Origin of the sequence: Microbispora sp. H13382 (assembly GCF_014161445.1) — a bacterium.
GTDB lineage: Bacteria > Actinomycetota > Actinomycetes > Streptosporangiales > Streptosporangiaceae > Microbispora.
In genome coordinates this window covers 98,886-116,237 of sequence record NZ_JABBXA010000002.1, presented here as the reverse complement: position 1 = coordinate 116,237, position 17,352 = coordinate 98,886, and the positions used below count along the sequence as shown (strand labels likewise).

Genomic DNA, 17,352 nt, shown 5'->3' with positions numbered 1-17,352 from the left:
ATCAACCATGTCCGGATGAGCCGGCTCGACGACGACCTGCGACTCGACTCACGTCTCGACCTGTTCGCGCAGGAGCGCGCGGATGTCGTCGGCCTCGGGCGAGCCGAGCCGGGTGAAGATGTCGAGGGCCTTGACCAGGGCCTGCCTGCCCCGGCCGGTCTCCCCGAGACTCGCGAGGGCCTTGCCGAGGGCGGCCAGTGACTGCGCTTCGCCGTACGGGTGGGTGATCTCGCGGCTCACTGTCAGGGCCTGCTCGGCGTGCCGGGCGGCCTCGGCGAACCGCCCGGCGGCGATGAAGGTGGCGGCCAGCCGGTAGCAGACCCGCTGCTCCCAGACCCGCTGGTTGCTCGCCCGGAAGAAGGCCAGGCACTCGGCGTGGTGCACGACGGCCTCGTTGAGCCGCCCGACGTGCGACAGCACGTTGCCGAGGTGGTAGCGGGCCCGCGCCACCCCCGCGCCGCTGCCGATCTCGGTGAAGACCGCGAGCCCGCGCTCGGCCGCGGCGATGGCGTCGCCGGGCCGCCCGAGGCCCAGGTGGTCGCGGGCCGAGTAGCACGACGCCAGCGCCTCGCCCGCCGGGTTGCCCACCTCCCGATAGACCGCCGTCGCCCGGTCGAACCATTCGAGCGCCTCGGTGTGGCGCCGCCGCCGGCCCGCGACGACCGCCAGCGCGTTGCATGTCTCGCCCAGCACGATGTGGTCGCCGGTCTCCTCGCCGAGCGTCCGCGCGGCGAGGAAGTGGGCCTCGGCCTCGGCCAGCCGGTTCGCGCCGAACAGCACCCGGCCGAGGACGTAGCGGCAGCGCATCTCGCCGCGCCGCTCGCCTGTCCGGCGGGTCGCCGCCAGCAGGGCCGAGGTGCGCTGCTCGAAGTCGCGCTGGCTGGTGCCCGACTCCAGCAGCGGCTCCAGCGCCAGCAGCAGGTCGGCCGCCGCGAGCAGGTCCCCGCCCGGCTCGTCCGCCCGGGCCGCCTGGGCCACGGCTGCCTGGGCCACGGCTGCCTGGGCCACGGCTCCGAACATGTCCTCCGCCTCGGCCGACAACCAGGCCACGGCCTCGTCGGCGGAGGAGAAGGAATGGCCGAGCACGCCAAGGTCGGTGAGGTTGTCGGCGATCGCGCTGCCCTCGTACGCCAGCCGGTGGGCCGCGCCCGCCGACGCCAGGTAGAAGCCGAGCAGCCGCCGCAGGGCGAGCGCGCGGGCCGCGGGCTCCTCCGCGTCCTCCGCCTGCCGCCGGGCGAACAGCTTGAGCAGGTCGTGGAATCGGTAGCGGCCCGGCGCGGGCGCCTCCAGCAGGCTGGCGTCGACCAGCGACTCGATCAGGTCCTCGGCCTCGGCCGGGGTGAGGCCGAGCACGGCCGCCGCCGCGAAGGCCGAGATGCCCGAGCCCGCCGGCAGTGACAGCAGCCGGAAGGCCCGCGCCTGCCGGGCGTCCAGCTGGCCGTATCCGAGGGCGAACGTGGCCGAGACCGCCAGGTTGCCGATCTTCATCTCGTCCAGGCGGCGGCGCTCGTCGGCGAGCCTGGGGACGAGCGAGGCCACCGTCCACGACGGGCGGGAGGCGAGTCTGGCGGCGACGATGCGCACGGCCAGCGGCAGGAAACCGCAGGCGGCGACCACGTCCATGGCGGCGGCCCGTTCCGCCGCCACCCTCTCGGGTCCCGCGACCGCCGCGAGCAGCGACAGCGCCTCCTCGGGCTCCATCACGTCGAGGTCGACGAGCCGGGCCGCGGGCAGGTCGGCCAGCTTGCCCCGGCTGGTGATGATCGCGGCGCAGCCGGGCGAGCCGGGCAGCAGATGCTCGACCTGCTCGGCGTCGCGGGCGTTGTCGAGCAGCACCAGCATCCTGCGCTCGGCGAGCAGCGAACGGAACAGCGCGGAGCGCTCGGCCAGGCCGTCGGGGATCACGTCCATCGGGATGCCGAGGGCGCGCAGGAACGCGACCAGCGCCGTCTCGGGCGCGGTGGGCTCGGCGCCGTATCCGCGCAGGTCGGCGTAGAGCTGGCCGTCCGGGAACAGGTCCCCGGCGAGATGGGCCACATGGACGGCCAGGGTCGTCTTGCCCACCCCGCCGATGCCCGACATCGCCGCGATCGGCACGCCCTCTCCCGCCCCTTCTCCGCGGAGCAGCGCGAGCAGCCGGTGCACCAGGCCGGTGCGTCCGGTGAAGTCGGAGACGGCCGCCGGGAGCTGCGCCGGCCTCGGCATCTCGATCGCGGGGACGGTCCCGGCCGTCGCGGCGTCATCGTGGCCGTCCGGATGCGAGAGCCGTACGGGAGGGGGTGTGTGGGCGAGGGCGGGATCGGCGGCGAGGATGCGCCGGTGCAGGCCGGCCAGCTCGGCTCCGGGCTCGATGCCGAGCTCCTCCACCAGCGCCTGCCGGGTCTCGGTGAAGACCGACAGCGCCTCGGCCTGCCTGCCACAGCGGTAGTAGGCGAGCATGAGCTGGGCGCGTAACCGCTCGCGCAGCGGGTGTTCGGCGGCGAGCGCGACCAGCTCGGAGACGATCTCCGCGTGGCGGCCCAGCTCCAGGTCGAGCTCCATGAGCGTCTCGACCGCGCTCATCCGGCGCTCGGCCAGCCGGTCGCGCTGGTGCTCGGCGTACGGGCCGACCGCGCCGGTCAGCGGCTCGCCCGACCACAGGCGCAGGGCCCCGCGCAGCCGCCTTGCGGCCTCCCCGGACCTGCCCGTGCGGCGGTCGGACTCGGCGGCGGCGCACTCACGCTCGAAGACGGCGAGGTCGAAGCGGGCGGGGCCGGAGTGAGCGGAGTCGAGCCGCAGCGCGTACCCCCGGCCCACGGAGGTCAGCAGCCGCGGCGGCGTCCTCGGGGAACGGTCCGGCTCCAGGACGGTGCGCAGGCGGGAGACGTAGGTGCGCAGCGCGCCGAGCGCGCGTGGGGGCGCGTCCTCGCCCCACACGCCGTCGATCATCTCGTCGGGCGTGACCGGGTGCCCCTCCCGCAGCAGGAGCATGGCGAGGATGGAGCGTTGCAATGGTGTGCCGAGGTCGAGTTCGTCGCCGTCGCGCCAGGCCAGGACGGGTCCCAGCACGGCGAAGCGCAGGCCGTCCGCGGCGGCGTGATCAGGCATGTGACCTGTCTCCCAATGGCAAGTTTCCGACCAAATGATAGATCGTGTAGCGCGACGGCAGTAGGACCGGGCGCGCCGGTTCAGTCTGCGTTCAGGTGCTTGAAAGCATCCTGCAAACCACGGTGTGAGCGCTGAAAGCGAGTTGCAGGCGGGCGGGCCTATCACTGAGGTGCAACCCCGACAGCACCCCGCATCGGGGGATCGTCCTCGAACAGGAGAACCGCAATGCGCCGCTCCATCACCCTCGGTCTCGCCGCCGCCACCGCAGTCGCCGCCCTCGGACTGCCGGCCCTCGCGACCGCCGCCAACGCCGCCCCCTCCTCCGCCTCCTCCGCCTCCGCTCCGCACCACGACGACTGGGACTACAACGGCTGGTGGGGCACCTACTGGTCGTCCAACCACCTCGCCAAGGCCAAGGGCTACGTCGACGTGAACTACAACGACGAGGAGTCGAACCGGGTCCACATCACCGGCAAGCTGTACGACAACGACAACCGCACCTACCGGCAGGGCGGCAAGTGCGCGTACATCAAGTTCCGGGTGTCGTACTGGGACGACGACGAGGACGACTGGTCCTCCAGCTACAAGTCGTACAAGTACTGCGGCGCCGGCGGCTACAAGAGCATCAACTTCTGGCGCTACGACGTCGCCCAGGTCCAGGCGAAGGTCTGTCAGATCGGCCAGTACAGCAACCAGCCCGTCAAGTGCGGCTACTGGCGCGACATCTACAACGCCTACGAGGACGAGTACGGCTACGAGGCCTGACCGTCCCCGAACGACGCGGCCCGTCCCTTCCGGGACGGGCCGCTTTCTTCTCTAGGGGACGATTACGCTGCTTCCGACGCCGTTTCCAGGAGGCCCAGCCGCACGCGGAGACGTTCGCGTACGGCGGGCCACTCAGGACTCAGGATCGAGTAGTACGCGGTATCTCGGACCGTGTCGTCGGCGCCTCGGCTGTCCGCTCGTCGCACACCGTCCAGGTGCGCGCCGAGGGCCTCGATGGCGGCCCGGGATCGGGAGTTGCGTACGTCTGCCTTGAGGGTGATCCGGTGAACCTGCCAGGTCTCGAAGGCCAGGGAGAGCAGCAGATACTTGCTCTCCCGGTTGACACCGGTGCCCTGGGCCGACGCGGCGAGCCAGGTGTACCCGATGTCCGCGACGGACGGGACCTCGCCCACCGCGCCCTTCGTCCCCGGCGGCCAGGGCATCGGGCCCTGCCAGTACTCCAGGTTCATCAGACGGGTGGCACCGACCACGCGGTCGGTGTGCAGCCACCGGATGGCGAAGGGCATCGTGCGGCCCTCCGCCTGCTCAGCCATGGCGGCCTCCACGTAGGAGGCCATCTCATCCCGGCCAGCGGGAACCCGAGTGAAGGCGTACGTCGAACGGTCTTCACTCGCCGCGGCGACGAGGTCGTCGAGCACCGCGAGGCTGAGCGGTTCCAGGCGCACGGAGCGCCCGGACAGGGTGACAAAAGCGGGCATGAGCACATGATGGGGTCTGCTGAACACGGCCGATACCAAATGACACGAGACATCTTGGCGGGGGTCCGGTTAAGGGGGTTGACCACCTGAGAAACCGCAGGTCAGAGGGGTGAATCGGGAGCCCTGAGGTGAGCGCTCAGGGTAAAGATTTGGCCAAAGATCCACGGGGCCCGGCGGGCGGGTTCAGCGGCGGCCCGAACCAGGTCTTCAGGGCGTTCTCGAGCCCCTCGCCGCCGGCTCCGCGCGGGTCCCGCGCCCACGCGACGAACCCGTCCGGGCGTACGAGAAGTGAGCCGGGAGCGTGCGGGCCGCGCACGGCCGTCGCGATGGCGGTGACCCGGTCGTCGTAGCCGGCGACTCCGATTTCGCTCCGACGGACGAGCAGGCCCCGGCCCTCGTGGAGGTGGTCGGCGATGCGTGAGCCGTGCGCCAGACTCGATCGCTCATCTCGGACGTGGCCTCGGGCCTGTTCATTCAGCGCGGGTTTGACAACGTGACGGTCGCCGAGGTCGCCGAGGCGGCGGGAGTCTCGACCAAGACCGTCTTCAACTACTTCCCCCGCAAGGAGGACCTGTTCCTCGACCGCTTCCCCGAGGCGGTCGAGCTGGTCACCCGTGCCGTACGGGAGCGCGCCGAGGGGGAGAGCCCGCTCGCCACGCTGCGCCGGCTGTTCCTCCGAATGCTCGAAGAAGGCCATCCCATCGGCGGCATCAGCCCGGGATATCAGGTGTTCTGGCAGGTGGTCCTCGACTCGCCCGCGCTCAGGGCGCGGGTGCGGGAACTGGTCGAGGAGTTCGAGGGCGTGCTCGCCGGCCTGTTCGCCGAAGCGGCCGGAACCGACCCCGCTCAACCGGCCCAGCGGCTCGCGGCCGCCCTGGTCGTCGCCGCCTACCGCACCGTGTACGTGACCAGCGTCGGCAGGATTCGCGCCTCTGATCCCGCGCAGGATGTGCTCGCCGACCACATCGCCCTGCTCGACCGCGCGATGGAAGCCGTCGACCGCGCCATCGCCGGTTTCTGAAGCCACGCGGGGTGAAGCCGGCGCGAGGTGCCGTTCGTATCGAAACCACGGCCGGCCGGTGCACCGAGTTGTCGTCGGTGCTATTGCCCCTTTTTTCCGGTTGACCTGTCACTCCAACTATTCGTTTCTCGCGGTTGCTTGAGATGAAGCGGGAGTGAAAGAATTCATACAGGTTTTCGAATTTATTGAGGGGGTGTGATGGATCTGTTCGACTGTGATCCCGATCGCCCTCGTCGTTCGAACAATGCGGACGGCGGCTGGTGGGATCGGCTGACTGCCGATTCTCCTTTGTGGTCGACGGAGGGTTCGCTCGCCCGCGACGGCAATGTGGAAAACGACGCGGCCGCTGACACCGGGAGCATGGGCAGTGAGGCCGCCGATGGCTGTGCCGCGAGCGCCGGGCCCGATGGTGCCGGTAGTGCCGCCGATGATGCGGGGGCGGGTTCTGCCGGGGCGAATGCCGCTGGCGCGGGTGATCGCCGGGGTCGGTCGTCGTGGGTGCTGATCGGTTCTCTTCGTGAGACGGCGCAGGCGTTGGCGCTGGCGCCGCTTCCGGACGATGTGGATGTCTGTCTGGCCGAGGCTGAGGAGTTGGTGTTCGCGCGGGATCGGATCACGTGTGCTCTGGCGGATCGGGTGGGGCGGGTGCATCGGGCGGGGCAGGCCAAGCGGCATGGGCATGCCTCCACCCGCAGCTGGCTGCGCACCACCGGAGGAATGAGCGTCGCGGGTGCGGGCCGCCTGCTCACCCTGGGGATCGAGTTGGCCCGCCTGCCGAAGGTGCGGGAGAAGTTCGCCGCGGGTGACTTGGCGGCGGGGGTGGTGGAGGCCATCTGCGCGGCGATCTCTGGCCTGTCCGATGAGCACGCTGCGGTGGCTGAGCCGATTCTGCTGGAGCTGGCGGGCAAGGCGGGCGCGGCGGAGGTGGCCAGGGCCGGCCGCTACCTGCGGGCCGTGCTGGACCCCGATGGTGAGGACCGCGATGAGCGGGCCGATTACGGGCGGCGGTTCTTGCGGGTCCGCCGGGGCAAGGGCGGGGGGCTTGAGGGGGAGTTTTATCTGCCGCGTGAGCATGCCGCCCGGTTGCAGGCGCTGCTGGATGCGTATGCCAGGCCGAAGGCGGAGGGCGATGACCGGCCGCTGCGAGTGCGTCAGGCGGATGCGTTCATGGCGTTGCTGGAGGAGAAGATCGCCGCCGAGCTCCTGGTGCTGGTCAACGCCGAATCCCTCCCCACCGACCCCGCCACAGACTGCCCCGAGAGCGCCGACCGGCCAGAGAGCGCCGACCACCCCGAGACCTTTGAAACCCCCGAAGACACCGAAGAGCCCGAGAACACTCAGGACGCCGAGGCGGCCGAGGAAGCCGCTTCCGCGGTAGGCGCCGGTGCCGATGTAGCCAGAGAGGCTGCCGTCGAAAACGCCGGCCAGAGCGCCGTCGAGAGTGCCGAGCTGACGACCGGACCCCATGATGTGGAGCCCGGCGATCACGCAACCGGACGCGCGCAGGCGAAAGGCAGGCAGCGGAGCGAGTCGCCGCAGGAGCCACAGCAGAGCAGCTCGCCGCAGCGGAGGGAGTCAGAGCGGAGCGCGCCACGGCGGCAGGAGTGGCATTCGTGGGAGTCGCGGTGGGGTGAGTGGCGGTCGCCTGATCCTCTTGGGGACACCTGTGTCCATCACGCCCACGCCGGGCCTCGGCCTGCGGGGGAGGACCGGCATGGGCAGGCCACGCGTGAGGATGACGGCCACGAGCACCAGCGGCACGGCGAGGGCGCGTGCGGGTGCGGGTGCGGCAGTAGGGCGCGGTGCTCGTCCACAGCGCCGGAAACACCGAGGACGCCGGGAGCGTCCGACGCGCGGGAAGCAGAGCCGGGGACGCCGCAGGGCGTGCTGGGACCAGAACCGGAGGCGTCATCGGGAGGAGAGCCGGGGTCGCCGCAGGATGTGCTGGGCCCAGAGCCGGAGAAGCCACCGGGACCAGAGCCGGAGAGGCCACCGGGAGGAGAGCCGGGGGCGTCACCGGGAGCGTCGGCCGGAGGGCTGCCTGGGGCGTTGCTGGGGGCGCTGGGCACGTTGGGGACGGCACCGGGGTTGCTGCTGGCGACCGGGCAGGTGCTGCCCGTCTCCAGCGTGCACCGGCTGGCCCGCACCTCCACCCTGGTGCGTCTGGTGATGGACGCCGAGGGGCAGGTCCTGGACATGGGCCGCAAGGTTCGCCTGGCCACCCCCGCCCAGCGGCGGGCGATCTACGCCCGTTACGCCACCTGCTGGATCGACGGCTGCCCACTGCCGGCCACCAGGTGCCAGATCGACCACGCCGACAACTGGAGCACCGGCGGCCTGACCGACCTCAAACTGCTGGGCCCGGCCTGCCAGTTCCACAACCGCGACCGCTACCAGCACCCCGACCGCTACACCCGCCGCAAGACCGGCAAAGACCGCTGGGCCTTCACCTACCACCCGGCCCGGACCAGCCGGGTGCGGATCTAGTGCTGTGCACACACGTCCACCGGGCTGGAGGGAGCGGAGCGGAAGGGAGCGAGGACCGCAGCGAAGGCCCAGCGGAGCGGGCTTCGCGAGGACCGGAGGTTCCTTCCGGCGCAGTGACCGGCCGGGCCCAGCACCGTGGCGGTGACCGGCCGGGCCAAGCATCGTGGCAGTGACCAACCCGACCGACCCGGCCAGGGCCGTGGCGGTGTCGCGCGATCGGGATGGCGGCGGTCGGTGGCGTGGCCGGGAGCATGACTCGGAGTAAGTTGCTGTGATCGGATCCTGGTGAGGAGGCTTGCGATGTCACGGTTCGTCGGGAAGTTCGCGGTGGTCACCGGTGCGGCGCGGGGGATCGGTGCGGCGATCGCACGTCGGCTGGCGGCGGAGGGCGCGGCCGTGGCCTGCGTGGATCTCACGGCGGACCGGTGTGCCTCGATCGTGGACGAGATCACTGTGACCGGGGGCAGGGCGGTCGCGTTCGGCTGTGACGTCTCCGACAGTGCTCAGGTCGAGGGGCTGGTGCCGGGGGTGATGGCCGAGTTCGGGCGGATCGACGTGCTGGTGAACAACGCCGGGCTGACCCGCGACAACCTGCTGTTCCGAATGTCGGAGGAAGACTGGGACAAGGTCGTCGACGTGAACCTGAAGGGCGTCTTCCTCATGAGCCGGGCCGTGCAGAAGCACATGGTGGAGCAGCGGTCGGGAGCGATCGTCAACCTGTCGAGCCGGTCGGCGCTGGGGAACCGGGGGCAGGCCAACTACTCGGCGGCCAAGGCGGGCATCCAGGGGCTGACCGCGACCATGGCGATCGAGCTCGGCCCGTTCGGCGTCCGGGTGAACGCGGTCGCGCCCGGGTACGTCGCGACGCCGATGACCGAGGCGACGGCCGTGCGGCTCGGCGTGACACCCGAGGAGCACCAGGCCACGATGGCGCAGGCGGTGCCGTTGCGGCGGGTCGCCCAGCCGACCGAGATCGCGTCGGTGGTGGCGTTCTTCGCCTCGGACGACGCGTCGTACGTCACGGGCCAGACGCTGTACGTCAACGGCGGCCCGCGGTAGGGGCGCGGCCGTAGGCATGAGGATCGGGGTCTTCCTCGTCGCGGCCGGCTTTCCGGGCAGGGCCCCCGGGGACGTGCTGCGCGGCACAGTGGAGGCGATCGAGGCCGCCGAAAGGGCCGGGTTCGACGACGCCTGGATCGCCGAGCATCACTTCATGTCGTACGGCGTGTGCCCGTCGGCGGTGACGCTGGCGGCCGTGGCGCTGGGCCGGACTTCGCGGATCACGGTGGGGACGGCGGTCAGCGTGCTGTCGGCTCAGCATCCGGTCGCGCTGGCGGAGCAGGCGGCGATCCTTCACCACGTGTCGGACGGCAGGTTCCGGCTCGGTGTCGGACGTGGGGGCCCGTGGCTGGAGCTGGAGGTCTTCGGCACCGGCACGGCGAGGTTCGAGCGGGGTTTCCCCGAAGCGCTCGACCTGCTGTGCGCGGCCCTGAACGGCGGCCCGGTGGCGGCGGACGGCGAGTTCTTCCGGTTCAGGGAGGTCTCGATGGTTCCGCAGGCCCGGATGTCGCCGGTCGTCGCCTGCACGTCGGACGGCACGGTCCGGCTCGCCGCCGAACGGCGGCTGCCCATGCTGCTCGGCATGCACATCGGCGACGAGGAGAGGGCGGAGATGGTCGCCGCCTACGACGCGTACGCCGCCTACGACGTGTACGCGACCTGCGACGCGGCCCCGGCGGCGCACGTCGGGGCCGCGCTCGGTCATGTGGCGGACACGACCGAGCAGGCCGTACGGGAGCTGCGGGAGTCGCTGCCGCGCTGGCTCTGGCCGGGCCTGGCCGGATACGTCCCCGTGGACGGCCGGCCGCCGCCACGGCGCGACATTCCGGAGTACGTGGACCTGCTGTGTCGCATTCATCCCGTGGGATCCGCGGAGCACTGTGTCGAGAAGATCATCACGACGGCGGCGCGGACCGGGCTGCGGCACCTCATCCTGATGGTGGAGGGCGCCGGGGACCGCGTGCGGACGCTGGAGAACATCGCGCGCCTCGGCGCCGAGGTGCTTCCGGCGGTGCGAGAGTCCTTGAACCCCGACAGTCCTTGAACCCCGACAGTCCTTGAACCCGGGGGCGGCGTGAACCGGAGCCGCCGCCCCCGGCCGGACATCAGGTCAGCAGTCGACCAGTTCCGGGCTCTGGTTCAGGATCTGCGCGCGGGGCGTGACGAACTCGCGGTAGGCCTCGGTGGCCTCCGGCCGGAACACCGCCACGCGGTGGCAGTTCTGGAAGGCCAGCCGTACGCCGAAGTGCCTTTCGAGGGCGCCGCGCATCGCGTCGCTGGCCAGGCAGCGCAGCAACTGACCGCGGGCGGTCTCGTCGGGCGGCGGCACCTGGTTGTCGGCGAAGTCGGCGCCGGACCGGTCCCGCCGGTCGACCAGTGCGGTGATCGTCGCCCAGGCGTACGGCAGCGAGTCGCGGACGCAGGCGACGAAGGCCGCGTCGTCCACCTCACCGGCGCGGGCCTGGTCGAGCAGGTCGTTGGGCACGGACAGCGACATGGGCTGTTCTCCTCTCGGCGTCTGCTCAGAGAGCGGGGACGCAGTTGACGGTAGATCGAACGCGGCGGGTCTCCATGTGGCGCGGAGGCGACACGTTCATGGGGTGGCGACGGCCGGGCCGTAGACGAAGCCGGGGTCGATCTGTGCGACCAGGTCCTGTCCGGTGGCCCGGTTCGCCCACGCGTGGGCGTTCCTGATATGGAACTCGGCCGCCTGCCTGCCGAACTTCGGCCAGTCCTTGGGCTGCGCGTCGAGCCGGTCGAGCAGGGTGGCGAGGGCCTGGTGGCCGGCGGGCTCCAGGTCGTCGAGCGTGAACGGCCGGCCCTGCTCCATGCCGCGGATGGCGGGGGAGTGGCCGAACCAGGTCAGCAGGTCGTCGCCGACGTGCTCGCGGAGGAAGCCGACGTCCTCCGGCGAGTGGACCTTGTTGCCCACGACCGCGATCTCGACGTCGAACCCGGCGGCGTGGTCGCGATACTGCCGGTAGACGCTCACGCCCTGCCGGGTCGGCTCGGCGACCAGGATCGTGAGGTCGAACCGGGTGAACAACCCGGAGGCGAAGGAGTCCGCCCCGGCGGTCATGTCCACCACGACGTACTCGCCGGGGCCGTCGACCAGGTGGTTGAGGTAGAGCTCGACCGCGCCGAGCTTGGAGTGGTAGCAGGCGACGCCGAGGTCGTCCTCCTCGAACGGGCCGGTGACCATGAGTGAGACGCCCTCGACGCGGCGGGACGGGAAGAACGGGTCGTCCAGCCGGATCAGCCGGGAGCCGCGCCCCGGCGGGGTCGTCTTGACCATGGACGCCACGTCGCGGATCAGCGGATTGCCGCCGCGCAGGTAGTCCTTGATCTCGGTCAGCATCCCGCCCAGCGGAGGCGGTGGCTCGGCCGCCCCCAGGACCAGCCCGAGGTGCTGGTTGATGTCGGCGTCGATGGCGACGACCGGGCCCCTCCGCGTCGCGTACCTCGCGAACAGCGACGACAGCGTGGTCTTGCCGCTTCCGCCCTTGCCGACGAACGCCACTCGCATGCGGCCCCCCGAAACGAAATGAAAACCGTTGTCACTTTCACTCGTGCGTCATCATGACACAGCAGGAGGCGGCGTGGGCGGATTTCAGGCCGGTCGGAAAAGCGAGAGCACCCTGACGAGCGTGGGCTCCAGGGCGTCCCAGCCGGCGGCGGGGGTGGTCCAGGTGAGCACGCTCGTCGTCGTGCCCGTGGAGATCACCCGGCGGTACTGGTGATACTCCACTCCCTTGGCCAGATGGTCCCGGGCGGACGCCTTACGCGGGGTCCAGGTGAACTCCCAGTCGGCGGCGGGACCGTGCTCGCCGGTCACGGCCTCGAGCCGGAGCCGGCGATAGGTCTTCGCGGACGGGCGGAGGATCTCCTCCGCCTCGCCGAGCGCCGCCAGAGGGTCGGTGCCGCGCTGTGCGGTCACCTCGACCGTGAAGGCGGCCGCGCTGTCCCGCGAGCGCCACGAGGTCGAGTACGGCCCCTCCTCGCGGGTCCAGCCGCGGGGCACGCCGGCCCGCCATCCGGCGTCGGACGTGTGCCACTTCAGCTTCAGCCGCCGGGCGGACGCCGGCGGGGAGACGGCCGCCGACGCGGAGGCGGCTGCCGGCGGGGAGGCGGGGGAGGCGGGGGAGGCGACAGCCCGGGTCCCGGCCCGGCTTTCGTCGCCGCCGGGCCGCAGCACCGCCCACCCCCCTACAGCACACGCGACCAGGACGCCCGCCGCCAGCCCGGTGAGGAGCCGCCTACGGCCGGAGCCCCGGCGTACGGGCCGGGCCGGGGCAGGCGGCCCGGCCTCGGCGAGCAGGCGGTCGGCGGTCTCCGCGTCGATCCGCCGCCTGGGCTCCCGGGCCAGCAGCCCGGTCAGCACCGCGCGGAGCTCCTCGGGCGTCTCCTCGAGCGATCCCGGAGGGACGGACGGCGGCCGGCCGGTGACGGCCAGGTGGAGGGTGGCGCCCAGCGACCACAGGTCGGCGGCGACCGTGCGCGGACCGCCGGCGGCCCGTTCCGGGGCAAGGTACGTCCGGGGCCCGCGGTCACCGGTCTCCGGAGCGCGGGCGAACGCCGGGTCGGTGGCCGGGATCGACACGCCGAAGTCGGCGAGCAGCACCCGCCCGTCGTGTGCGAGTAGCACGTTGGCCGGCCGGACGTCGCCGTGCCGTACGCCGTCCGCGTGGGCGTGCGCGAGCGCGGACAGCACCGCGCGGGCGATGCGCGCGGCGTCGGCGGGGGGCAGGGGTCCCTCGCCGGAGACAACCCCGTCGAGCGAGCGCGAGGGAACCAGTTCCGTCACGACGTACGGCGTGTCGTCCTCTTCTGCGACGTCGTGGACGGCGGCGATGTGGGGGTGGCGCAGTCGTTCGGCCTGGCGGACGTCGCGGGAGATCCGCTGGACGAGCCGCAACCGGGCGGTCTCGCCCAGGTCGGGAGGCAGCAGGATCTCGCGGATCGCGACGGGCCGGTCGAGCAGCGTGTCGCGGCCCTCCCACACCAGCCCGGCGCGCCCGTGGCCGAGGGCGCGGACCAGCCGGTATCGCCCCACGATGAGCTGCCCAGCAGTACCCATCACGCCTGCCTCTACGCCCCGGCACGTTCCGCTTGAAAGCGGAGTCTTGCACAAACCGGGATCAGAGGGGTGCCGGGATCAGAGGGGCGGAAGTGAACCCGTCGCGATGTGGGCGAGTGTGACCTCGGTGAGCGTCGCCTGCTCGTGGTCGCGCAGCGCCGTCCAGACGTCGCCCAGCGGTTCGGCGACGCCGTGGAAGCCCTCGCTGTCCTGCGGCGCCCCCTCCATGATGAGGACGACGTCGGCGAGCGTGATCTGCTCGGCGGGCCGGGCGAGCCAGTAGCCGCCGTCAGGCCCGCGCTGGCTGTTGATGAGACCGGCCCGCCGCATCTGCAGCAGGATGTTGTCGAGGAACCGCCGCGGAATGCGCTGCGCGGCCGCGATCCGCTCGGCCGGAACCGGCCCCGGCGCCGCCGCGGCCAGTTCGGCGGCGGCGCGCAGGGCGTACTGGGTCCGTACGGAGAGCCGCATGTCTCACACAGCGTCCGTCACAGGGCGAGGGCCAGAGATCGGGCGCCGGGCGCGGGCCGCAGATGCACGGTGTCGCCCGGCCCGAGACCGAGCCGGTCGGCCTGCTCCCGCGTCACCTGGACCCACGCGTCCTGCCCGGCGATCTCCACCTCCACGCGCACCTCGAAGCCGAGCCGTACGACGCGGGAGACCACGGCGGGCGAGCCGCCCTCGACGGGGTCCTGCCTGATCTCGATGTCGTGCGGGCGGACCAGGTTGCCGCCGAGCTCGGTGACCGGGCCCAGGAAGCGCATGACGAACGGGTTGGCCGGGTTGTCGTACACCTCGCCGGGGCTGCCGGCCTGCACGACCTCGCCCCCGGCCAGCACCACGATCGTGTCGGCGACCTCGATGGCCTCCTCCTGGTCGTGGGTGACGAACACGGTGGTGACGTGGACCTCGTCGTGCAGCCGGCGCAGCCACGCCCGCAACTCCTTGCGCACCTGCGCGTCCAGAGCGCCGAACGGCTCGTCCAGCAGCAGCACCTGGGGCTCCACCGCGAGCGCCCGGGCCAGGGCCATGCGCTGGCGCTGGCCACCCGACAGCTGGGACGGGTAGCGGTCGGCCAGTTTCTCGAGGTGGACCAGCTCCAGCAGCTCCATGACGCGCTTGCGGATCTCGTCCTTGGGCCGCTTGCGGATCTCCAGCCCGAAGGCCACGTTGCGGAAGACCGTGAGGTGCTTGAAGGCGGCGTAGTGCTGGAACACGAAGCCGACGTTGCGCCGCTGCGGGGACAACCGGGTGGCGTCGACACCAGAGATCCGGACCGTGCCGGTGTCGGGCCGCTCCAGGCCGGCGATCACCCGCAGCAGCGTCGACTTGCCCCCGCCGCTCGGGCCGAGCAGCGCGGTGAGCGACCCCGCGGCGACGTCCAGCGACACGTCGTGCAGGACCGGCGTGGCCCCGAACGACTTGTTCACGTCGCGTACCTCAATTGCCATGAGACCGATCCTTCGGGCGCAGGAGCTTGGTGAGCAGCAGGGTGACCACGGCGATCAGGGCGAGGGCCGTGGCGGCGGCGAACGCGGCCGGCTGGTCGAAGTTCTGGAACCGCTCCTCGACGAACAGGGTCAGCGTCTGGGTCTGGTCCACGAGGCGGCCGGAGACCACCGCGACCGCGCCGTACTCGCCGAGCGAACGGGCCAGGCAGAGCACCACCCCGTAGCCGAGGGCCCAGCGGATGCCGGGCAGCGTGATGCGGGTGAACACCTGGAGGCGGCCGGCGCCCAGCGTGTGCGCGGCCTGCTCCTGCTCGTCGCCGAGCTCCTCCAGGACCGGTACGACGGCCCGTACGACGAGCGGCAGCGCCACGAAGACCGTGGCCAGCACCATGCCGGGGGTGGAGAAGATCACCTGGATTCCCCAGCTCTCCAGCAGGCCGCCGACGGGGGCGAAACGGCCGTACACGAGGATGAGCGCGAGGCCGACGACGACCGGCGAGACGGCCATCGGCAGGTCGATGAACGCCCCCAGCAGCCGCTTGCCGGGGAACTCGTGCCGGACGAGCAGCAGCGCGGCGCCGACCCCGAAGACCGTGTTGGCCACGACAGACCAGCCGGCGACCGCGAGCGTCACCTTGAACGCGTGCAGGGCCGACGGGGAGGTCAGCGCCTCGGCGAACGGCCCGAGCCCGTCGCCGAAGGTCCGCCAGACGATCAGCCCTACGGGCAGGACCAGCAGGAACAGGACGTAGACGACCGCGACCAGGCGCAGGACGTGCTTAGCCACGGCGGCTCCCCCAGCGTTGCAGGACGTCGAGCGCGATCAGCGCCACGAGGGCCACCACGAGCAGCACCGTCGAGATCGCGGCCGCGCCCGTGATGTTGTCGCTCTCGATCTGACTGAAGAGGTTCACCGCCGCGACCTGCGTCTTGAACGGCAGGTTGCCCGAGATGAGCACGGTCGAGCCGAACTCGGCGATCGCCCGGGTGAAGGCGAGGGCGGTGCCCGACAGCATCGCGGGGATCAGGTTCGGCAGGATGATCCGGCGGAAGGTCTGGAACGGCTTCGCGCCGAGCGAGGCCGCCGCCTGCTCCATCTCCGTGTCGAGCTCCAGCAGGACCGGCTGCACCGTACGGACGACGAACGGCAGCGTCACGAACATCAGCGCCAGCACGACTCCGGCCCTGCTGTAGGCCAGGTTGACCCCGAGCGGGGACTGCGGGCCGTACAACGCGAGCAGGACGAGACCGGCGACGATGGTCGGCAGCGCGAACGGCAGGTCGATGATCGTGTCGAGCACGGCCCGGCCGGGGAAGCGGTCGCGGACCAGCACCCAGGCGATGACCGTGCCAATGACCAGGTTGACCAGGGCGACGAGCGCCGAGGCGCCGATGGTCAGGGTGAGCGCGGCCCAGGCGTCGGGGGTGGTGACCGAGCGCCAGAAATACCCGGGCCCCTCGTCCGCCGAGCGCCAGACCACGGCGGCCAGCGGGATCAGCACGATCAGGCTCAGGTACAGGACCGCGATGCCGAGGCCGGCGGCGGTGCCGCCGGCCACGCGTGACCGTGTCATCTCTCCGTCGTCATTTCTCCGTCGCCACGCCGAGCTTGCGTTCGATCTCCGCGACCTTGCCGGTCTTCGAGTCGAAGAACTCAGTCGTGATCTTGTCCCAGCCGCCGAGGTCCCGGATCGTGAACAGCTGCGGCGGAGCGGGCCAGTCGAATCCCGTCACGCCGTCGACGACCGGGCGGTAGCCGTTCTTGGCGAAGATCGTCTGGGCCTCGACCGAGTAGAGGTACTTGAGGAAGGCCGCGGCCTCCGCGGGGTGGGCGCTGTTCTTGGTCACGGCCACCGGGTTCTCGATCAGGAGCGTGGAGTCCGGAATCACGTAGTCCAGCTCCTGGCCGTTCTGCTGGGCGAAGATGGCCTCGTTCTCGTACGTGAGGAGCGCGTCGCCCTTGCCGCCGGTGAAGGTCTGCAGCGCCTTGCGGCCGCTGTCGTCCTGGACCGGCACGTTCTTGAGCAGCGAGTCGAGGTACGCGAGCCCGGCGGCCTGGTCGGCGCCCTTGTCCGACTTGAAGCCGTAACCCGCGAGGAGGTTCCAGCGGGCGGCGCCGGAGGTGAACGGGTTGGGCGTGATGACCTCGATCCCGGGCTTGACGAGGTCGTCCCAGTTCTTGAGGCCCTTCGGGTTGCCCTTGCGGGTGCCGATGACGACGACGGACTTCGTGAGGATCCCCCCGGTGGGACCGGAGTTCCAGTCCTCCGCGACGATGCCGGCCTTGACGAGCCGGGTGATGTCGGTCTCCAGGGAGAACTCGACGAGGTCCGCCTTGAGCCCGTTCGCCACGGCGCGGCTCTGGTCGCCGGACGCGCCGAACGACTGGGTGAAGGTGATGTTCTTGCCCTCGGGCGTCTTCTGGAACGCCTTGATGATGTCTTCGAACGCCGCCTGGGGGGTGGAGTAGGCGACCAGTGCCAACTGGACCTTGTCGCCGCCGCCGTCGCCCCCGCCGGCGTTGCCGTCTCCCCCGCAGGCGGTGACCAGGGTGGTCGTCGCCATGACGGCGGCTGCGATGGCCCCGAGCCTGCGCACTCTCATGCCGTGTCCTCTATTCCGAGATTCCTACCAAGTCAGTCGGTTTAGTCGATATTAAAGACCGTTCCAGGAATCCCGTCAAGC

Annotated in this window: 16 protein-coding genes; 5 read left to right on the top strand and 11 right to left on the bottom strand. The window is 71.4% G+C overall.

All coding sequences use genetic code 11. The features are described from left to right. Window positions 1-48: 48 nt before the first annotated feature. A complete protein-coding gene (locus HHX41_RS04280) occupies window positions 49-3,087 on the bottom strand; it encodes an AfsR/SARP family transcriptional regulator (protein ID WP_182904901.1) in 3,039 nt (1,012 codons plus the stop codon). A 225-nt stretch (window positions 3,088-3,312) separates the two neighbouring features. On the opposite strand from HHX41_RS04280, the gene HHX41_RS04275 reads away from it, so the two are divergent. Further along, window positions 3,313-3,852, top strand: a complete 540-nt coding sequence (locus HHX41_RS04275; RefSeq protein ID WP_169983666.1) for a hypothetical protein — start codon at window positions 3,313-3,315, stop codon at window positions 3,850-3,852. A 62-nt stretch (window positions 3,853-3,914) separates the two neighbouring features. On the opposite strand, the gene HHX41_RS04270 is transcribed toward HHX41_RS04275, so the two are convergent. Beyond that, on the bottom strand, window positions 3,915-4,571 hold the full coding sequence (locus HHX41_RS04270) for a GNAT family N-acetyltransferase (RefSeq protein WP_182904900.1): 657 nt from the start codon (window positions 4,569-4,571) through the stop codon (window positions 3,915-3,917). 136 nt (window positions 4,572-4,707) lie between these two features. Beyond that, entirely contained in the window at window positions 4,708-4,956 is a 249-nt protein-coding gene (locus tag HHX41_RS42200) for a hypothetical protein (protein WP_396794164.1), read from the bottom strand. Window positions 4,957-4,995: 39 nt separating this feature from the next. Between HHX41_RS42200 and HHX41_RS04265 the strand changes: the two genes are divergently transcribed. From HHX41_RS04265 to HHX41_RS04250, 4 genes are all read left to right on the top strand, one after another. Continuing rightward, window positions 4,996-5,592 (top strand): TetR/AcrR family transcriptional regulator, encoded by a 597-nt coding sequence (locus tag HHX41_RS04265; protein WP_182904899.1) that lies wholly within the window; start codon window positions 4,996-4,998, stop codon window positions 5,590-5,592. A 198-nt stretch (window positions 5,593-5,790) separates the two neighbouring features. Then, on the top strand, window positions 5,791-8,079 hold the full coding sequence (locus tag HHX41_RS04260) for an HNH endonuclease signature motif containing protein (protein WP_182904898.1): 2,289 nt from the start codon (window positions 5,791-5,793) through the stop codon (window positions 8,077-8,079). A gap of 300 nt (window positions 8,080-8,379) precedes the next feature. Beyond that, the gene (locus HHX41_RS04255) at window positions 8,380-9,138 is read left to right on the top strand and encodes a glucose 1-dehydrogenase (RefSeq protein ID WP_182904897.1); all 759 of its coding nucleotides are present in this window, start codon (window positions 8,380-8,382) and stop codon (window positions 9,136-9,138) included. Between the two features lie 16 nt (window positions 9,139-9,154). Next, window positions 9,155-10,183: an LLM class flavin-dependent oxidoreductase gene (locus tag HHX41_RS04250; RefSeq protein ID WP_182904896.1), complete on the top strand. Its 1,029-nt coding sequence runs from the start codon at window positions 9,155-9,157 to the stop codon at window positions 10,181-10,183. Between the two features lie 66 nt (window positions 10,184-10,249). Here the strand turns inward: HHX41_RS04250 and HHX41_RS04245 are convergent, their stop codons facing one another. From HHX41_RS04245 to HHX41_RS04210, 8 genes are all read right to left on the bottom strand, one after another. Then, window positions 10,250-10,636 carry an SCO5389 family protein gene (locus HHX41_RS04245; RefSeq protein ID WP_169983672.1) on the bottom strand — a complete coding sequence of 129 codons (387 nt, stop codon included), beginning with the start codon at window positions 10,634-10,636 and terminating at the stop codon, window positions 10,250-10,252. 96 nt (window positions 10,637-10,732) lie between these two features. Next, on the bottom strand, window positions 10,733-11,665 hold the full coding sequence (locus HHX41_RS04240) for an ATP-binding protein (protein ID WP_182904895.1): 933 nt from the start codon (window positions 11,663-11,665) through the stop codon (window positions 10,733-10,735). 84 nt (window positions 11,666-11,749) lie between these two features. Next, complete coding sequence (locus tag HHX41_RS04235) at window positions 11,750-13,216, bottom strand: serine/threonine-protein kinase (RefSeq protein ID WP_182904894.1); 1,467 nt, start codon at window positions 13,214-13,216, stop codon at window positions 11,750-11,752. Window positions 13,217-13,294: 78 nt separating this feature from the next. Next, the gene (locus HHX41_RS04230; protein ID WP_169983675.1) at window positions 13,295-13,687 is read right to left on the bottom strand and encodes an Rrf2 family transcriptional regulator; all 393 of its coding nucleotides are present in this window, start codon (window positions 13,685-13,687) and stop codon (window positions 13,295-13,297) included. A gap of 17 nt (window positions 13,688-13,704) precedes the next feature. Continuing rightward, on the bottom strand, window positions 13,705-14,667 hold the full coding sequence (locus HHX41_RS04225) for a sulfate/molybdate ABC transporter ATP-binding protein (RefSeq protein WP_182904893.1): 963 nt from the start codon (window positions 14,665-14,667) through the stop codon (window positions 13,705-13,707). Continuing rightward, window positions 14,657-15,454, bottom strand: a complete 798-nt coding sequence (locus tag HHX41_RS04220) for a sulfate ABC transporter permease (protein ID WP_169983677.1) — start codon at window positions 15,452-15,454, stop codon at window positions 14,657-14,659. Before HHX41_RS04220 ends, HHX41_RS04225 begins: the two co-directional genes overlap by 11 nt. Then, window positions 15,447-16,241 carry a sulfate ABC transporter permease subunit CysT gene (cysT, locus tag HHX41_RS04215; protein WP_169983678.1) on the bottom strand — a complete coding sequence of 265 codons (795 nt, stop codon included), beginning with the start codon at window positions 16,239-16,241 and terminating at the stop codon, window positions 15,447-15,449. The genes HHX41_RS04220 and cysT overlap by 8 nt, the downstream gene beginning before the upstream one ends. A 10-nt stretch (window positions 16,242-16,251) precedes the next feature. After that, a complete protein-coding gene (locus tag HHX41_RS04210) occupies window positions 16,252-17,271 on the bottom strand; it encodes a sulfate ABC transporter substrate-binding protein (RefSeq protein WP_182904892.1) in 1,020 nt (339 codons plus the stop codon). Between the last annotated feature and the right edge of the window lie 81 nt (window positions 17,272-17,352).